We start from the raw sequence: 16,292 nt of genomic DNA, 5'->3' as shown, positions 1-16,292 counted from the left end.
AAAAATTTTCCCTCTAACAAAAACAGAATGTAAACAAAAATTTCAGTATGTAGATATTTTTTTCTAGAAAGACTCATTTAACACCATCCTTATATTTGTCCTGTATTACTTCTAATTTAGTTTTTTGGGTTTCTGCACGGTCAGAAAAAGACCGCTTAGACCCCCTTGTTAATCCAGCTTGGGGAACGTCATATTTCGCCAAATTGAATTTTTTGTAGAACTCGTTTTCATGCAATTTGACATGATTGATATCATCAAGAGTTAAAAATGATTTAGCTAAGAAATATCGTTCAGGTGTGCAGACCTCAATTATCGGTGATTGCTTTCGCTTCATGAAAAGACCAAAATGAGTTTTAATATAATCAATCTTATCAATCGTGAAAGTATGAATTATTCTATCTCCCCAAGGAATAGGGGAGGGAGAAGGGGGAAGCTCATCATCATTAATCTTTAAACCAAGAAAAGCGATAGTGTTTATATCGAATTTGTAAACCTTTAAAGGCTCACCTTTATTTTGTTTTTGCTTTTCATGTATGTGCAATAAATCGTTAATACGGCTCATAAGTCAAATTCCAATTGTGTATATTTTAAAAGCCCTTTGGCTTGTGATTGATTGATTTTAGTTTTATAGGCCGAATGTTCAAACTCGAATGTACTTCGAGAAATCTTTTTCCATAGACGACCATGTACGGGACGCATTAACCACTTAGTCGGAGTACGACAATATGAAAAACCGTTATGTACAAATAAATCACAAATCAAAGAACTATAAGGAGTAGGGAGGGTATACTGCTCCCCCATCAAGCGGAGAACAACGGAGGAGAGCGCAGTCATGGTTAAATCTCTTCGATAGTGTCGTAAACAACGCCGACAGACTCAGAACCGAAAGACTTAATCAGCCCTTGACGACCAGTAAAGAGATACATTTCACCAATTTTTACTTTTTTGTACTGCTCAGAGTTAAGTGGGATTTCCGCCTCACCACCGACAAAAGCAACTTTACAAGACATACGAGGTGCATAAAATTGCTGTACACCATCGATAAAAACGGGTTCACCATCTTTGAGCTTAGCTTTAGGTTCACTAATGTAATTAGATACAACAGTACCCGCCAATTTTACGATGTTAGTTTGAGTGAGCTTGATATACTCGCGAGCTTGATTTTTTGCGTCTTCAACAGATGCCATAAGTTATCCTTCTGAATATTTTTTGATAATGATATAAACCGTCGAGCGGTCAACAGATGAAACCATATTCGCCACTTTGTAACGGGTAATATTTTTCTCACCCTTTTGTAATAACTGAGCTATCGCATAGAACACCTTTTCTTGATTGGATTTTTGACTCATAATTTGCCGCCTTTGAAAGCATTATTACAGTCAGTCAAATAGAGCTTAGACATGAGAGCCATTAAGTCAGGATTGTCGAAATTAAGCGACAATACTCTAAAATATTCTGTTTGATTGTATGAAACGCCGTTAGCTGAAAAAAAATTATTAACATTTTTCTCTTTATGCGTAAAAACTTTTTTTTCACTGGGGGTAAAGTTTATTTTAAGATAGTCAGTTCTTGCAGAAAGAGTGTTACCATCATTTCGTTGTAGTGAACCGATCATAGAAGTCATATAAATCCTTTTTTCAATATAATATATATTATGTTAATCAAAAAGAAGTTTCAGTTGATGTAAGTTAAACTTTCCAAATGGAATCAACTAAAGAACAGCTAATAGCAGACATTGAAAACCTTCTAAACCGCTATGGGGAAATCAAACCTACCCACATTAATCCTGAGCTACTGCAATTCATGGATCGTCAAACTCTTCTCAGTATTATAGAGTCGATTTTGCGACAGCAAGAGAAAACCAATGAATCCAATATTGAATGGCTAGAACAATTCAAACAGTATTAAATGCCTCACTCTAACTAAAGTTGTTTTTTTAAGGTAATGCTAAAAATTATTATCTATAATTGCAACAAATAACCACAGCGACATTTTTTAACATGTTGCTGAAATACTATTAAGGATCTATCATGTCATCAAACGTCGATCTAATCCAACTTACAGAACAAACAAAGAAATTGACAGCAATGGTCGTTGAAGATGAAGTTGTCGCCAACGATCTTTTAAGCTCAACGTTCAAAAACTTTTTTGCTGAAGTTACATCGGCTTACAACGGTGCTGATGCACTTCGCATGTATGAAAAAATCAACCCGGACATTATTTTTGTCGATATTATCATGCCTGAAATCGACGGTATTGAGCTTGCCCGCCGCATCCGATCAATCAATCCGTCACAAATCATTATTGTTATTTCTGCAAGTAACGATATTCAAAAGATCTCTGAATCGATCGAAGTCGGTGTCAACAGCTTTATTCAAAAACCGATTGATACCAAAAAAATTCTTGAGATGCTTCAAAACATTACAAGTCTGGTTGCTAAACGTAAAAAAATTGAAACCAAAACATTTTCAATCTCTTTGCCGTTAGATGTTTATGAATTGGTAGATGACAATGCAAAAGCTGAAAGCATCTCTAAAAATGCAGTTATAATCCGTGCTCTTCGCTCTTTTTATAACAATTAATCTCCCCTCTTCCCGTTTTTCGGGAAAATAAAGTTGTGATTTAGCTTTTTTTCAGCATACAAATCGTATAATTTCGGCTCAGGTTCGCCTGATTCTTTTCTTTTTTAAAGTGGCCCCATCATCTAATGGTTAGGATTCCAGATTTTCATTCTGGCCATAGGGGTTCGAATCCCCTTGGGGTCACCACTTTAAACTTCTTATTTTTTACTCATCCTACTCAATTTATCTTATTTGCCATTATTTGTAGCTCATAATACGACTTTATGTATTTTCAGGAACTTTATGTACAATAAATAAAATGTAGATATAAATATTTTGCAACAACCGAATCAAAAAGGGTGAAGAGGTTGGATTAGCTGAAAATAGGGTAAATGAGTAATATACACAATAAATTGCCGAATGAATTTGTTCAAAAGGTAAAAGATGTCATTGCCGCAAAAAAAACTCTTGTAGGAGAGTTGAAATATATAACCAAAGAGGGAAAAGTACGTTGGTATCAAAACAGGATAATGCCTATTTATGATGAAGAGTATTTTCCACTAGGTGAAGTCCTTGTAAGATATGACATAACTGAAAAAAAGAATTTTGAAAAATTATCAATTACTGATTCACTGACAGAACTTTATAACAGAAGATATTTTAACGATATTTTAACACGAGAGATTTATCGTGCTACAAGAGAAAAATCTACGCTTTCATTTATAATTCTTGATATAGACTATTTTAAAAAATATAATGATACGTATGGCCATTATGCCGGAGATAAAGCATTGACGATTGTTGCTTCTACTATTAAAAATTCATTACATAGAGGCGGCGATTTTGCATTTAGACTCGGTGGCGAAGAGTTCGGTATAATATTTTCAGGATTAAATAAAGAGCAGTCATTAGAATTTGCAGAGCAGATAAAAGCAAATATCGAAGATTTAAATATTCCCCATTCCAATTCGGCGGTATCATCTCATATAACGATATCTCTAGGTTTGGTGGTTATTGATTTTGTTAATGAATATGTGGATGAAAACGGTTTCTATACTATGGCAGACTCAGCACTGTACAGGGCAAAAGAGACCGGAAGAAACAAAGTCATAATGCATGAAAACGAAGAATTAGATTTTTTTTAAGTTCTAGCAGAATCCGCCGCTTTTAGGAATAACTATCTTATTTACTGCCGTTCCAAATGAAATCTTTTTTATAAACTATATAATCGCTTGACTCTTTAAAAATGGCCATTTTATTGAAAATTTGATCAATCGGTACATTTTGAAGATTGCTGATTTCCAGGCACATTGACATCTCATAGTGTGTCATTTTTGCCTTGTATGCAATTTGTAGATGTTGATGTGCAATTTTGGTTATTCTATTGACTACATCATCTTGAACCTGTTGATTTACAAGTGAATTTTGTATCATGGTTAGCCTTATTAGGAATTAACAAATTATGGAATGAAAAAATTACTTGTTTATTACAGTGTATTCGGCTAAAAGCGCTCTTTCAATGTGACGAGTAAAGAAAGAGCTTATCTTAAGGAGGATGAGAAAGAAGTCCTTCAGGCCATGTAGACCATCGGGCAAAAGCAGTATGAACCAAAAAGGTAAACGAATAAGAAATTTTAATTATTAAAGTATGCATGTGTTACGATAATATTACACGAACGATATAGGCCTACTCGCTTGTACAATGGAATTCCGACGATATAAATAAATATCTTGCCATAATAAGGAAATATTAATGAATTTAAAAAATAAAATACTCTTATCGACTGCTTTATTAATAACCGTATTTATGATAATCCTTGTATTTTTTTGGCGCTACAACACTCAAAAACTGGAAACGGTACAAAAAATAAGAGTTAGTGAATTTCAATCAACATTTAATGAAGTATTAGCGTTAAAAAGCAATCCATTTAAAGTTCTAAATTATGATTATTCCTATTGGGACGATCTCGTAACATTTACAAAAAATCAAGATAAAAATTGGGCTCAAATAAATCTTGAAGAGCCTATGTCCATAAATAAATTAGACTAATGCCGAATCTTCATATTTTTCAAATTATTTTTTATTTGAAAATGGAAAAGTGATTCAAATATTTACCGCCCCTATTCAACCTTCGATAGATTACAGCAGAAAAACTCCGCCTCAAGGCTATTACATAATCGGAAAAATTTGGGATAAAAAATATATTTCCGATTTGGCGAATGTCACAAAACAAAGTATTGAATTTGCCGATAAGGATAAAGACTATGATATCCTTTTTCCTCTCTTCTCAAGCGACAAAAAACCTATTGCCCATCTTGGCATTAGACTAAATTCAAAAACAACAGAAATTGTAAATTATATTTTTATAAACCAATTGTATCTGATCTTTTTTATGGGACTTGTTTTTATATTTTTATTAGGAAATATTTTATTCAGAACTATTATCCAGCCGCTTAATGAAATTACAAATACAATCAACTGCAACGAGAGTAATAGACTTTCGAAATTTCTACTTCAAAAAGACGAAATAGGCAAGATAGCGAGAGCCGTTAACGATTACTTTAAACAAATGGAACGTATCGTAAAACAGACTACGGATCATTTAACTGGTATTCCGAACCGTCAACAACTCACGGAAGACCTCGAAGTAACGGGTGCAAAATCCTTGATGTTAATCAATATAAAGCATTTTAGAAATATCAATGAATCTTACGGATATGATATCGGGGATGCTATTTTACAGCTATTTGCATCAAGACTCGCTACAGTATTGGAAAGTCAGGAAAGAATCTATCGAGTTTCCGCAGATGAATTTGCGATACTGACTAAAGAAATTTATGGAAACGAAATCCTGATAAAACAAGATAATATTGTTCGATGTATAGAAAATGAACCCTTTCGCATCGGTGAAATACGATTAAAGATAAATGTTTTTATCGCATTTGCTCGTGGTGAAAGCAATCTTAGAAGAATGTGCGATATCGCTTTGAGTTATGCTAAAGAAAACAATATGTCCTTTATCGATTTTAATAAAAACACCCATATTATAGATGAATTGCACAAATCAAAATTGTTGACTGCAATGATCCAAAACGCTATTAATAAAAAATATATAAAACCGTTTGGACAAAAAATCATTAATGTATTCGATAATAGCTATCATATTGAAACTTTAATGCGCATTATTGATGACAAGGGGCAGATCACAATGCCGTCTTTCTTTCTGGAGCAGTCTAAAACTGCCGGTATATATACGAATCTTACCTTGCTGATGCTCGAAAACGTATTTGATTATTTTCGACATAATACATATCACTTCTCTATTAATATTACGCATGAAGATATGATAAACAAGGAAGTTTCATTCTTGTTTTTCAATTTGATAGATCAATATAATATGCATGGACGGGTTATTATAGAATTGGTTGAAAGCGAGCATATTGATTCATCGAATAAAAATGTAAGCGAATTCATAGACAAAGCAAAAGCTGCAGGATGTCGAATATCAATCGATGATTTCGGCAGCGGATATTCAAATTTTAACTATATCGTAAATATGAGTCCCAATTTTTTAAAAATTGACGGCAGTTTGATCAAAAACATTGATACGGACGAGAGTGCATATCTCACTGTTAAATCAATCGTTTCGCTTGCGAAAGAGTTAAAGATAGATATTATAGCCGAGTACGTCCATTCTGAAACTATTTTCAACATCGTTCGGTCGCTTGATATTGAATTTTTGCAAGGATATTATCTTCATCAGCCGGAGCCTATAGAGAATATCACTTAAAGATTATGCCGTTTCATTTCCGCCTGTTACTTTGATATGCCACGGTTCGTATCGTACGCCGTAGGGATTTCCGTTTGTATAGCGGATGGTGATATATCCGCCGTTATACAGTTTTTTAAATACATCGGTCTCTTGAAATTTCTCGCTAAAATTGCCATACCCGAGACCGATTTTGCCGATATCGAAATCTCCGACACTGTGAAATGTAAATCCGGGAGGAGCGATAGAGGTTGAAGCCAAACGAAGATTTCCCCCCTCGCTGGCTATTTTTTTCAAAAAAAGATAAAGCTGTTTGACCGGAGCGCGTACACCCGAAGTCAATATGGCATCTTTTCCGACAAGCGATTTGATAGTAGTGTATTTTTCGGTAGCAGCACCTTTAAGAAGAAAATGGCCTGTCTTTTTGATGTATACAAGATCTTTTTCTGAAATTTTTGCGGTTAAGAGCGGTACGGTTCTCTCACCGAAAAAGCCGTATCGGCGCGGGTCTCCGTAAAAAATAGTTTCGATAAATCCTATTTCGCCTGAAGTAAGCGGTTTATTGCATAGAGACGCAACTTTTAACATCTCGTCAAAGCTGATAATATTGAATCGAACGTAGCCGACATGTTTTTGCACCGCATTCAATTTATCTAATAATATACTGATCGTAGGAGAGACATTTTTCAGGGATGCGGATGATGGGACGAATTCTTCATTGGCGCCAAACGCAAGTGTCGTACTATAAGCAACGGTTAATGATAAAAACGCTCTTCTATCCATATTTTTTCTTTGATTAACAAATCTCATTCATCTACATTGGTATTATCTTACCTGATTTTGAAACAATTGTAATCAGAAAATGGTGTAAAATAGTCCGTAATATCAAATTTTATTCAAAAAGAATGGAGAGAGGGAAACATGGATTCTTCGGTTTACATCCAAATTGCAAAAAATGCCATACAAGCTCATTTTGACGGTGTCGGAGTGGATAAAGACCGCTACGTATCTATGCATCCGGAATTATCCGAAAAAAAGGCATGTTTTGTGACTCTGACACTGCATGGCCACTTGCGCGGATGTATCGGATCAATTATCGCTCATCAAAGTCTCATAGATGATTTAACTTCCAATGCTGTTTCTGCTGCATTTCGCGACCCACGATTCTCACCTTTGAGCAGAACGGAATATTCTGAAATTTCGCTAGAGGTGTCTCTTTTAACCCATCCCAAGGAAGTGGTATATCAAGATCAAAATGAACTTAAGCAAATCATACGCCCCCATATTGACGGCGTCATATTGCGTCTAAATAATCATCAAGCAACTTTTTTACCCCAAGTTTGGGACGAGCTCAGTGATTTTGATTCTTTTTTTGCCCATTTAGGACTTAAAGCCGGTATCGGAAGCGATCCCCTACCCTACCATCCAGAAATATATACCTATCAAGTTGATAAGTATGAGGAGAAGAATGATGAGTACTAGAACTATGAGCGTAGCCGGGAGTTTTTATCCGGCAAGTGCCGCTGAAATCAATGATATGATTTTCCATTTCAATTCTGTTATAGAAGCCCATTCAGATATTATAAAGTCATTTTCTACCTTGTACGGGAATGCCATCATTGTTCCCCATGCGGGTTGGGTGTATTCAGGTTTTACGGCCAATGTCGCCTACCGAATTTTAAACAATAGCGAACCCAAAACCGTGGTTGTCATCGGACCGTCACATCGTGTCGGTTTTGATGGAGTAAGTATTTGTGATTTGACGCACTATCAAACACCACTCGGAGATTTGACCATTGACCCGCAGTTGACAAAAGAGTTAAGAGAGAGATTCGCCCTCCCCTACTTTTCCGAGGCGCATCATGAACACAGTACTGAAGTTCAAATGCCTTTTATCAAGCACTATCTGCCCGATGTACAGGTTGTCGAACTTGTCTATGCCTATGCGGAACCCTTTATGCTTGAACCGGTTATAGAGTATTGTCTTGCACGACAGAATACGGCTGTCGTCATCAGCACGGATCTAAGCCATTACTATAATTTATCGCAGGCACAGCAGCTTGATTCCATTTGTTTGGAAGCGATTCGGGAAGAAGACAGTGATAAGCTGCATCAAGGGTGTGAAGCATGCGGAATGATCGGAGTTGAAGCGATGCTCAATATTGCGAAAAAAAGAGATTTAAAAAATATTATCCTTGATTACCGAACCAGTGCCGATGCAAGCCAGGACACATCACGTGTCGTCGGCTATGCAAGCGTATTGTTTTACTGAATTTAGAGAGCTTTTAGCGGAAGCTTATTTTGATTTTTGATCAATGTTCTAAAAATAGCATCGATATCGAGAATCGAGAGCATTTCACCCTTGCTTGTCCCCTCATCGGGAATGACAACCGCTTTGGTAAGCGGCGATACGCCTGCGAGCGATCCTGAATACGATTTGATGCTTCGTACCGGGATTTCAGGACTGTCTTTAATATGGCTGATGACAATTGCAAACTTCGTGTCTTTTTCCTGTGAAGATTTTAGAACAATCAGTTCATCCCTCTGAGGATCGTATGTGCTATTGATATCGAGCAATTCATTCAAAGAGATAACACCGATGGTTTCTCCCTCTTTGCTGCCGACTACACCCAGGAAAACGGCATCGCTTCCGATAATCCGCGTAACATTTTGTTGACTGAGAGAATTGACGATATTGTAAGACTCTACTCCGAAAAACTTGTTTCCGATATAAAAAGTAGAGATATCGACAGTCTCTTCAAGGCCTTGTACTTTAGGATAGCTGCATACCATCTGGCTCTTATCGATTGTACAAACATTTGGCAGTTCGTCACCTCTGACGATTTGTACAAAAATAAAGGCAATGACATCGTTTTTATAAAAATCGTGTTTTTTGTACTCTCGATATCCGTTTGAAGTATGAAGCCCCATGATATAATAGTCACCGTCAAGCTCAACAATCCCCGAACTTCCGTTTCCGTTTTCCAATAAAAAATAGGAATCATCAATGTCCAAACGCGATCCCACACGATAATCGCTGCTTGTGGAGGCTATAATATTTTTATCCCGGTCGGTAAAGAGGGCAAAACTCCCCTCAATCATCTCACCGTTTTTATCACTAGGAAGCGCATCTTCGAGCATCGCTTCAAATTGCGGCTGGGAATCAAAAACAATGCCGATTCCGCCGACACACTCTTCATTCGACGGATCTGTGATCCCGGCACCGTAAATATAGGTATGGCGATTGTCATACAAAGGCGTTTTGGCAAAATGACTGACGCTATAGCGCTGTGTATCGGTAACTTTTAACGAATCACGAACCCACTGATCTTCAATTTTACTTCCGACAAACCGCTGGTCACTGCTGTTCGAAACGGCAATGATTGTGCCGGTGCGGTCATATAAAAACAGATTGGTATAGACAGTATAGAGGTTGTTGATATACGTCAAAATCGATTCGAGCATAAATACATCGTCTCTTTGAAGTTCGGATTGGGAAAGTTTCTCTTTGAATGCGGAGGTTAATGCCCACCAGCGGCAGTCGTTTGCCCTCTCATATAGATTTCGGTCCATAATGTCGATGGCTAAAGAGGCATTAAACTGCGCATCATCGAGATAGGCCGAAAGAACGGTATGATTAAGGTTGCTGATAGAATCTTCAAATACTTTTTTCGTTTGGAATCCCGTATTTGAAATCTCATTCAAAAGCGATTTGGAAAAAGAGTTTTCGTTTGTTTTTGAATTGGCAATGTGAACATTACCGTTCCATACGGTGACGTCTAACTCTTTTTGAATCTGATCCGCTTTTTTAGGGATCATTTTAAGATCTCCCGAAAATAGAGGGGAGTGCTTCAGTACCGTTTCGAGTATTTCCGAAGCAATACTTTTATATGCGTGAGGTGCCTTTTCGAATGCATGATCGACCGGAATCATGACATGTCCGTACCATCCCAAACCGAAAAATCCCTGGTATCCTTTGGTGGCACAGGTTCTAGCCAGATATTCCCGGCCGGCAAAACGGATAATTTTATACCCGTTATCCAGAACCTTTTCCATCTTGATCCCTAATGGAATATGGGTTGTATCGCTGCAGCTGATGACACACCCCTCTGCATCGAGGAGCATGATTTCCATCCAGTCATTTTCGGTTCGTAGATTTTTAAATATACCCTCCATCTCATCTTCAAAACGGAAGATTAAACTCAATACACCGATATTCTCAGCGTCGTCGCTGCTTGAACTCTTGACCCTGTAACTGTAAATCAACGCCTTGTCCGCATTCGGAACCAAATCCGTTTTACGAAATACTTCGACATACTCTGCTGAGGTACTTAAAGACTCTTTAATCAACGGATCGCTGCTGCTGGTAATGGGATTATGATCATCCAACTGAGCGACAATGTTACCGCGTGTATCCATAAGGATAATATTGCTGTAAACACTGTATTTGGCTACATACTCTTTAAAACGGTTTTTAAGTGCCATTCGACGATCACGGAGCGATTGCCGCGATGCATCATCCGTTGTTCCGGCCAGATATTGTCGGAGAAACAAACGGATATCGTCATCCGTCGCCAAAAAACCGATATCGGCCGTACGCTCGAACAAATTCCGGATAACGATATCAACCGCAACCTGCGCTTTGGCTTCCATCTCCGAAGTCGTCTTTTTCAGAATTTCCAATCCGAGCTTGTCCAAAAGCTCCGCAGTCAAAGCTTCAAAAGCGGCACGGGTATCGATCATATCCATTCCCGTATTACTCATTTTCCCCAACATTGTCAGAAGATTCCATTTCTCCGACAAGGTATCCAGTGCTTTTTCATATTCCTGCACCGATTGCATGTACTTTAGTAGGCGGTGATCCATCTGTTTTTCCCCAGTCATAAAAAAGCTGATTTGTGACGGGTATGCAATTAATATTCTATATTATTAATATTTATTTATATTTGATTAAAATTTGATATTTATTTAACTTATACTCCAATTGTAAATTTCTAAAGGGTTATTTCAATCATTTTCCCCATGGCAATTTCAGATACTTCACGGCCGTATTCAATGCATGACTTTAGTTCTTCTTCGGTAGGAATCAATTTTATTTTTAAGGGTGCCAGCGGAAGTCGGAACTTTAGCCCTTTTAGACGTTCATGCAGCATTTCAGGCGCTTCACCCGTCCAGCCGTAAGAGCCGAATGTCGCACCGATTTTCCCCGTTCGTTCCAGATACGCCATACACGATAGCAGATCCCATGCCGGCTTGACCGCATCGCCGTTAATCGTCGGAGAACCTATCAGTATCGCATCCGATTCCTCAAGCAGCGTGATCATATTAGACTCATCCAGTGAGGCAAGGTCGTACATACTGGCACGTATCCCCTCTACTTCATCCGCTCCCTGAGTAATTTTTTCAGCCATTTTATGGGTATTTTCATAACTGGAAATATAAAAAACAGAGAGCATTTTTGTACCGAACTCATTTTTTCTAAACCTTGCTTCAGAGCTCCAGCGTGCATATTTATCAATATAGCCTTGTGGATTACTGCGTAGGATCGGTCCGTGCAACGGCGCTATAAGGTCAATCTCAAACTTTTCATAGAGCTTGAGGGCTTGAAGGACATATTGTTTAAACGGACGCATAATATGGTCGTAATAGTAATGAAACGCATAGGAAAAATCGCCGACGAGATCGTCGAAAAGACGTTCGTCATAATAATGGCTTCCGAAAACGTCTCCGCTAAAGAGCAGCTTTTCTTCATGCAAATAACTGCTCATAGTATCGGGCCAATGGAGAAACGGTGTCATAATAAACTCTATCGTCTTGTTTCCTAAAGAGATTACCGTACCGGTCGTAGCCAGTTCATACTCAATATCGGTTTTTATGATCCCTTTAAGCATCATGACCGCACGACCGGAAATTATGAGCTTAGCAGCGGGAGCACGTTTCATCAGTTCAATCAACGCACCGGAATGATCGGGTTCGAGATGGTGTAAAACGATATAACGAATTTCATCGTACTCGCACACCCGTTCAAGCCGGGCAAAAAAATCATCACTAAACTCTTTTTTGACGGTATCCATTACGGCTACGCCTTCGCTGCCGCGTACAACATAGCTGTTGTAGGAACTGCCGTTAGCGGTTTTCATAATAATATCAAATGTACGGATTTTCGGATCAAAAGCACCTGTAAAATAAACGTCCGGCTTTATTTCGACGATGGGGGGAAGCATATGCATCCTTCTGGAATCTTTATTGATTAGGAATGCATAAGGTGTTCTAATTGACCCTCAATTGTGTCCGTCCCGTAAACAATTTCAAGAAATCGTAAATATCGCTAAGGAAAAAAGCACGGGTATCCTGATGAGCGAAACGTTGCAGCCAGGCACGGTCTTGTTGCAGTATTCCCCGACACGGAATAACAAATTCTGCTTGCGGGAGCAGCGGCTTAAGGATGCCGCTATCATCGATCGCATGAACAACAGCGTCAAATAATTCATCAAGCCGATTATCTTCATCGTAATTGTAAAGTTTACCGTCCATTTTATAGAAACGGTATATGGCCAATATTTCCTGAGCTTTGTCTATTTCGTTCATGTAAGAGCCTTGTATGTCATAGAGTGTGCCTCTGCTACTGCCTGGTTGGTCACGTCTCCGTTATAGACGTTAAGTGCACCTTTGTACGCTTCATCTTTGAGGAGTATTTCCAGCGGTGTCGAAGCAATTTTAATCGCATACGGAAGTGTTGCGTTGGTAAGGGCTATTGTCGATGTACGCGGATACATACCGGGCATATTGGCGACACAATAATGGACGATCCCCTCTATCTCATACGTCGGATGCGAATGGGTTGTAGGATGCGATGTCTCAAAGCATCCCCCCTGATCGATAGAGACATCGACAAGAACAGTCCCTTTTTTCAAAAGCGATAACATCTCCAGAGTGACCAACTTCGGCGCTTTTGCACCGGGAAGCAGTACCGTACCGATAATCAAATCGGCATCTTTGATAGTATTTAATATTGAATCGTGTGTGGAATAGATCATCGTCACATTGGAAGGCATCACATCCCGAAGATAGGTCAAGCGCTCGATATTGATATCGAGCATACTCACTTGGGCACCCAAACCGGCTGCCGCATCAGCTGCCGATTTACCTGCTACCCCCGCTCCCAATACGACAACATGATTTCTCTCGACCCCGACCGCGCCGCCGAGCAATCGTCCGCTTCCGCCGTTATAACGCCCCAGATGAACCGCTCCGAACAACGTCGCCATACGACCTGCAATCTCGCTCATAGGCTCCAGCAGCGGAAGCCGTCTGCCTACACGAAGCGTTTCATAGGCCAAAGCGGTAATTTTCTTTTCGCATAATACTTCGGTTAGCCGTTTGTCAGCGGCAAGATGAAGGTAGGTAAAGAGGATTTGCCCCTCTTTGAGCCTGTCATATTCGATCTCTATCGGTTCTTTTACCTTGATAATCATCTGCGCTTTGCTGTAAAGTTCATCAACACTTTGGAGTATGACGGCACCCGCATCGGCATAATGGGCATCTTCGAATCCGCTTCCACTTCCGGCCCCCGATTCTATAATGATACTGTGCCCGTATTTCGTCAATTCACGCACACCCGAAGGGGTCATTCCGACCCGAAACTCATCCGTTTTAATCTCTTTTGGTACACCGATAATCATTTTTTCCACCTATAGCTACCGCATAAAGCAGTGATTTGTCCGACCAGCGGGAAGCTTCGTGGTCATAAAAAGCTCCGATTCCGCTGCATCCGATACCGTGATATTCACACGCCGCATAAAGCTCTTGCGCATAAACTCCCGCTTCGATATGAGAGGCTGCATTAAAATGCTCTGCGTAGATTAATACTACCATATTTGCCCCGGCAATAAAACGCTGATCCAAAAGTAAATGGACTATTTCAGAGAGAAAATTTCCGTCAACATCGCATTTTCCGTTTCGATATATCCCTTGTTGCATAGAGTGTGCCTGCAACACAACAAAGAGGACCTCCAGTGAAAATGGGACGGGTAATTGCATCAACTCCCTAAGTGCAGAGTCGTCTATCGTATCCGTATTAAACTCTCTCGCACTCCGTCGAATAGTATTTAAGGCTATAAAATTTTCCCTTTTTGCCGTTAGGGGGACATCGGTGTATGGCAATTGTGCTTGTATTTCTGAATATAATTGCTCGATTGGAAGCGTATAATCGGTCGGTTGGACATGCATTAACGGTTTGCTCAGAGGCTTGACCGGACGCGTTGAAGGCTCACCGATTCCATATACGGCGGCTATGGTCTCATCATACCCCATTCCCATAATTTGACTTAATCCGTTATGAACAGACATTTTTGTCAATGATAACCCAAAATGTCGTACAGATGCGACAAATGTCGCTATTTGATGCCCAAGATCCAGATAGAGATATCGCCAGGCGCGCAATCCGTATTTCCAGCCCGAACGAAACGGTACCAATGAAAGCATTACGATAGCACCGTTGAAACGGGTATTCAATCCCAAATATGGTTCAATACCCTCCCCTGCGATTTCGGCAATCATAACCAGCTCTTCATGCAGAACATCAAAATGATAGATTCCGCTGAGCAGGCCGGTAACATTTCGAATTTGGACATACATCTCAATCGGGTGAAGATTGCCGGCAGAAGGGACGTTTAAGCGTCGATAAGGCTTATTGACAACGGTTCGTTCATCGGTTATTTTTCGAGTCTCTTTAAGCCACAATAATGAAGGAAAATCAGCGATCGGTACACGATAGCAAAACTGAGGATAGTGTTTAAACATCTCAGGTTGCGTGTCCCAGTCCAAAAATGACTGATTATCGGCAATCTTTTTTGGCGTTAATAGTGTTGATTCACGCACTGCGAAGCTGTAAAAAAATATCGCGATTGCTGGTCAATTCTATCGCACTGAATCCGTCTTCATTATGAAGCTTCGGATCGGCACCGAGGCTGAGGAGCATTTTAACACACTCCGCACGCGAAGCGGAAGCAGCGTACATCAGTGCAGTTGTCCCCTCTTCATTTGTGTCATTGATATCTGCTCCCGCTTCTACCAACAATCGGATCACTTCAGGCGACGCTGCATAGCAGGCATTAAATAGGACGCCGTTATAATCATTATTTACCGCATAAATATCGCTTCCCGCTTCGATAAGACGCGAAACCATCATGGCGTTCCCTTCCAAAGAAGCAAGCAATAAGGGGGTATTGCCGTTAAACCCCCGATCTTCTAAATTATCAGGATGAAAGCCGTGCATCTGGAGCCATGTAATGTATTGTTCGACCATAATAAAGTCCTTTTAAACACCCATCCAGTTTTCGTGGTCGTGCCCTTTTTTCTTGAAGTTTGCCGCTTTGTCGACTGCTTCGATACATTTATCATAGTCTACTTCGTCCGTAATCTCGGCAACAAGTTCTTTATAGCTGATCATCCCCTCTTGATCGATGACAAAGACGGCACGGGCGAGACGGTCCTTGAGCTTCCCTTCGCTGATCAGCAAACCGTATTTTTTGGCAAAGTCACGTGCGCTGTCAATCACGATTTCCGCACTGTCAATCCCTTCTCTTGCAACAAAATCGTTTACAAATGAAGCATCGTCAGTGGTAATCATCACTGTTTTCAATTTTTTGAACTGCTTGATGAGATCATTGAATTTTTTAGCACCTAACGAACACACTTCGGTTTTTAGCGATGGAATAGCAATCAACAACTGCGCGGTAGGAGCAATCATACCGATAACATTTTGACTTCCGTCAAGATTGGTTACGCGAGCGGCCGGTGCTTCTCGCCAAATAGTCATCTCTTTTCCCTCTAACAGTGTCGGTGTTCCATGAACAGTAATCTGCATAATTTCTCCTTTAGGGCATTTTGTCAATAAGTGCAAAATCAGTTCTATAAATTGCCTATTTTTTATCCATATGAATAAGGGTTCATTGTTGGG

Annotated in this window: 20 protein-coding genes and 1 tRNA gene; 8 read left to right on the top strand and 13 right to left on the bottom strand. The window is 39.5% G+C overall.

The window, feature by feature from the left end:
* Positions 1 to 73: 73 nt before the first annotated feature.
* The 4 genes from SULKU_RS06715 to SULKU_RS06700 form a co-directional block, all read right to left on the bottom strand.
* Entirely contained in the window at positions 74 to 562 is a 489-nt protein-coding gene (locus tag SULKU_RS06715) for a hypothetical protein (RefSeq protein WP_013460191.1), read from the bottom strand.
* Between the two features lie 274 nt (positions 563 to 836).
* Positions 837 to 1,187 carry a hypothetical protein gene (locus SULKU_RS06705; RefSeq protein ID WP_013460189.1) on the bottom strand — a complete coding sequence of 117 codons (351 nt, stop codon included), beginning with the start codon at positions 1,185 to 1,187 and terminating at the stop codon, positions 837 to 839.
* A gap of 3 nt (positions 1,188 to 1,190) precedes the next feature.
* The gene (locus SULKU_RS15010; RefSeq protein WP_013460188.1) at positions 1,191 to 1,349 is read right to left on the bottom strand and encodes a hypothetical protein; all 159 of its coding nucleotides are present in this window, start codon (positions 1,347 to 1,349) and stop codon (positions 1,191 to 1,193) included.
* A complete protein-coding gene (locus SULKU_RS06700; RefSeq protein WP_013460187.1) occupies positions 1,346 to 1,624 on the bottom strand; it encodes a hypothetical protein in 279 nt (92 codons plus the stop codon). Before SULKU_RS06700 ends, SULKU_RS15010 begins: the two co-directional genes overlap by 4 nt.
* Before the next feature lie 77 nt (positions 1,625 to 1,701).
* Here SULKU_RS06700 and SULKU_RS06695 point away from each other — a divergent pair, with 77 nt between their 5' ends.
* The 4 genes from SULKU_RS06695 to SULKU_RS06680 all read left to right on the top strand — a co-directional run bounded on the left by SULKU_RS06695 (position 1,702) and on the right by SULKU_RS06680 (position 3,706).
* Complete coding sequence (locus tag SULKU_RS06695; RefSeq protein WP_013460186.1) at positions 1,702 to 1,908, top strand: hypothetical protein; 207 nt, start codon at positions 1,702 to 1,704, stop codon at positions 1,906 to 1,908.
* Positions 1,909 to 2,030: 122 nt separating this feature from the next.
* The gene (locus SULKU_RS06690) at positions 2,031 to 2,582 is read left to right on the top strand and encodes a response regulator (protein WP_013460185.1); all 552 of its coding nucleotides are present in this window, start codon (positions 2,031 to 2,033) and stop codon (positions 2,580 to 2,582) included.
* A 111-nt stretch (positions 2,583 to 2,693) separates the two neighbouring features.
* Positions 2,694 to 2,768, top strand: a tRNA-Glu gene (locus tag SULKU_RS06685).
* A 185-nt stretch (positions 2,769 to 2,953) separates the two neighbouring features.
* Positions 2,954 to 3,706 (top strand): diguanylate cyclase, encoded by a 753-nt coding sequence (locus tag SULKU_RS06680; RefSeq protein WP_013460184.1) that lies wholly within the window; start codon positions 2,954 to 2,956, stop codon positions 3,704 to 3,706.
* A 37-nt stretch (positions 3,707 to 3,743) separates the two neighbouring features.
* Here the strand turns inward: SULKU_RS06680 and SULKU_RS06675 are convergent, their stop codons facing one another.
* Positions 3,744 to 3,995 (bottom strand): hypothetical protein, encoded by a 252-nt coding sequence (locus SULKU_RS06675; protein WP_013460183.1) that lies wholly within the window; start codon positions 3,993 to 3,995, stop codon positions 3,744 to 3,746.
* A 319-nt stretch (positions 3,996 to 4,314) separates the two neighbouring features.
* Between SULKU_RS06675 and SULKU_RS06670 the strand changes: the two genes are divergently transcribed.
* Complete coding sequence (locus SULKU_RS06670; protein ID WP_013460182.1) at positions 4,315 to 4,611, top strand: ATP-binding protein; 297 nt, start codon at positions 4,315 to 4,317, stop codon at positions 4,609 to 4,611.
* A gap of 49 nt (positions 4,612 to 4,660) precedes the next feature.
* Positions 4,661 to 6,352, top strand: coding sequence for an EAL domain-containing protein (locus SULKU_RS06665; RefSeq protein WP_013460181.1), 1,692 nt, complete (start codon positions 4,661 to 4,663; stop codon positions 6,350 to 6,352).
* Between the two features lie 3 nt (positions 6,353 to 6,355).
* On the opposite strand, the gene SULKU_RS06660 is transcribed toward SULKU_RS06665, so the two are convergent.
* Positions 6,356 to 7,114 carry a D-alanyl-D-alanine carboxypeptidase family protein gene (locus SULKU_RS06660; protein WP_013460180.1) on the bottom strand — a complete coding sequence of 253 codons (759 nt, stop codon included), beginning with the start codon at positions 7,112 to 7,114 and terminating at the stop codon, positions 6,356 to 6,358.
* Between the two features lie 138 nt (positions 7,115 to 7,252).
* Here SULKU_RS06660 and amrA point away from each other — a divergent pair, with 138 nt between their 5' ends.
* Both amrA and amrB read left to right on the top strand, forming a co-directional pair.
* A complete protein-coding gene (amrA, locus tag SULKU_RS06655; protein ID WP_013460179.1) occupies positions 7,253 to 7,813 on the top strand; it encodes an AmmeMemoRadiSam system protein A in 561 nt (186 codons plus the stop codon).
* The gene (gene amrB, locus SULKU_RS06650) at positions 7,803 to 8,603 is read left to right on the top strand and encodes an AmmeMemoRadiSam system protein B (protein ID WP_013460178.1); all 801 of its coding nucleotides are present in this window, start codon (positions 7,803 to 7,805) and stop codon (positions 8,601 to 8,603) included. Before amrA ends, amrB begins: the two co-directional genes overlap by 11 nt.
* Before the next feature lie 2 nt (positions 8,604 to 8,605).
* On the opposite strand, the gene SULKU_RS06645 is transcribed toward amrB, so the two are convergent.
* The 7 genes from SULKU_RS06645 to SULKU_RS14385 form a co-directional block, all read right to left on the bottom strand.
* Positions 8,606 to 11,197, bottom strand: a complete 2,592-nt coding sequence (locus SULKU_RS06645) for a chemotaxis protein CheW (protein ID WP_013460177.1) — start codon at positions 11,195 to 11,197, stop codon at positions 8,606 to 8,608.
* Between the two features lie 128 nt (positions 11,198 to 11,325).
* On the bottom strand, positions 11,326 to 12,555 hold the full coding sequence (locus SULKU_RS06640) for an FprA family A-type flavoprotein (protein WP_013460176.1): 1,230 nt from the start codon (positions 12,553 to 12,555) through the stop codon (positions 11,326 to 11,328).
* A gap of 46 nt (positions 12,556 to 12,601) precedes the next feature.
* Positions 12,602 to 12,919 (bottom strand): hypothetical protein, encoded by a 318-nt coding sequence (locus tag SULKU_RS06635; RefSeq protein ID WP_013460175.1) that lies wholly within the window; start codon positions 12,917 to 12,919, stop codon positions 12,602 to 12,604.
* Positions 12,916 to 14,013 (bottom strand): alanine dehydrogenase, encoded by a 1,098-nt coding sequence (ald, locus tag SULKU_RS06630; protein WP_013460174.1) that lies wholly within the window; start codon positions 14,011 to 14,013, stop codon positions 12,916 to 12,918. The genes SULKU_RS06635 and ald overlap by 4 nt, the downstream gene beginning before the upstream one ends.
* Entirely contained in the window at positions 13,985 to 15,211 is a 1,227-nt protein-coding gene (locus SULKU_RS06625; RefSeq protein ID WP_013460173.1) for a nitroreductase family protein, read from the bottom strand. The genes ald and SULKU_RS06625 overlap by 29 nt, the downstream gene beginning before the upstream one ends.
* The gene (locus tag SULKU_RS06620) at positions 15,204 to 15,638 is read right to left on the bottom strand and encodes an ankyrin repeat domain-containing protein (RefSeq protein WP_013460172.1); all 435 of its coding nucleotides are present in this window, start codon (positions 15,636 to 15,638) and stop codon (positions 15,204 to 15,206) included. Before SULKU_RS06620 ends, SULKU_RS06625 begins: the two co-directional genes overlap by 8 nt.
* A 12-nt stretch (positions 15,639 to 15,650) precedes the next feature.
* Entirely contained in the window at positions 15,651 to 16,199 is a 549-nt protein-coding gene (locus tag SULKU_RS14385; RefSeq protein ID WP_013460171.1) for a thiol peroxidase, read from the bottom strand.
* Positions 16,200 to 16,292: the final 93 nt, after the last annotated feature.

Source organism: Sulfuricurvum kujiense DSM 16994, from assembly GCF_000183725.1.
GTDB lineage: Bacteria > Campylobacterota > Campylobacteria > Campylobacterales > Sulfurimonadaceae > Sulfuricurvum > Sulfuricurvum kujiense.
The sequence above is the reverse complement of the archived record's forward strand: the minus strand, read 5'-3'. Positions and strand labels throughout refer to the sequence as shown.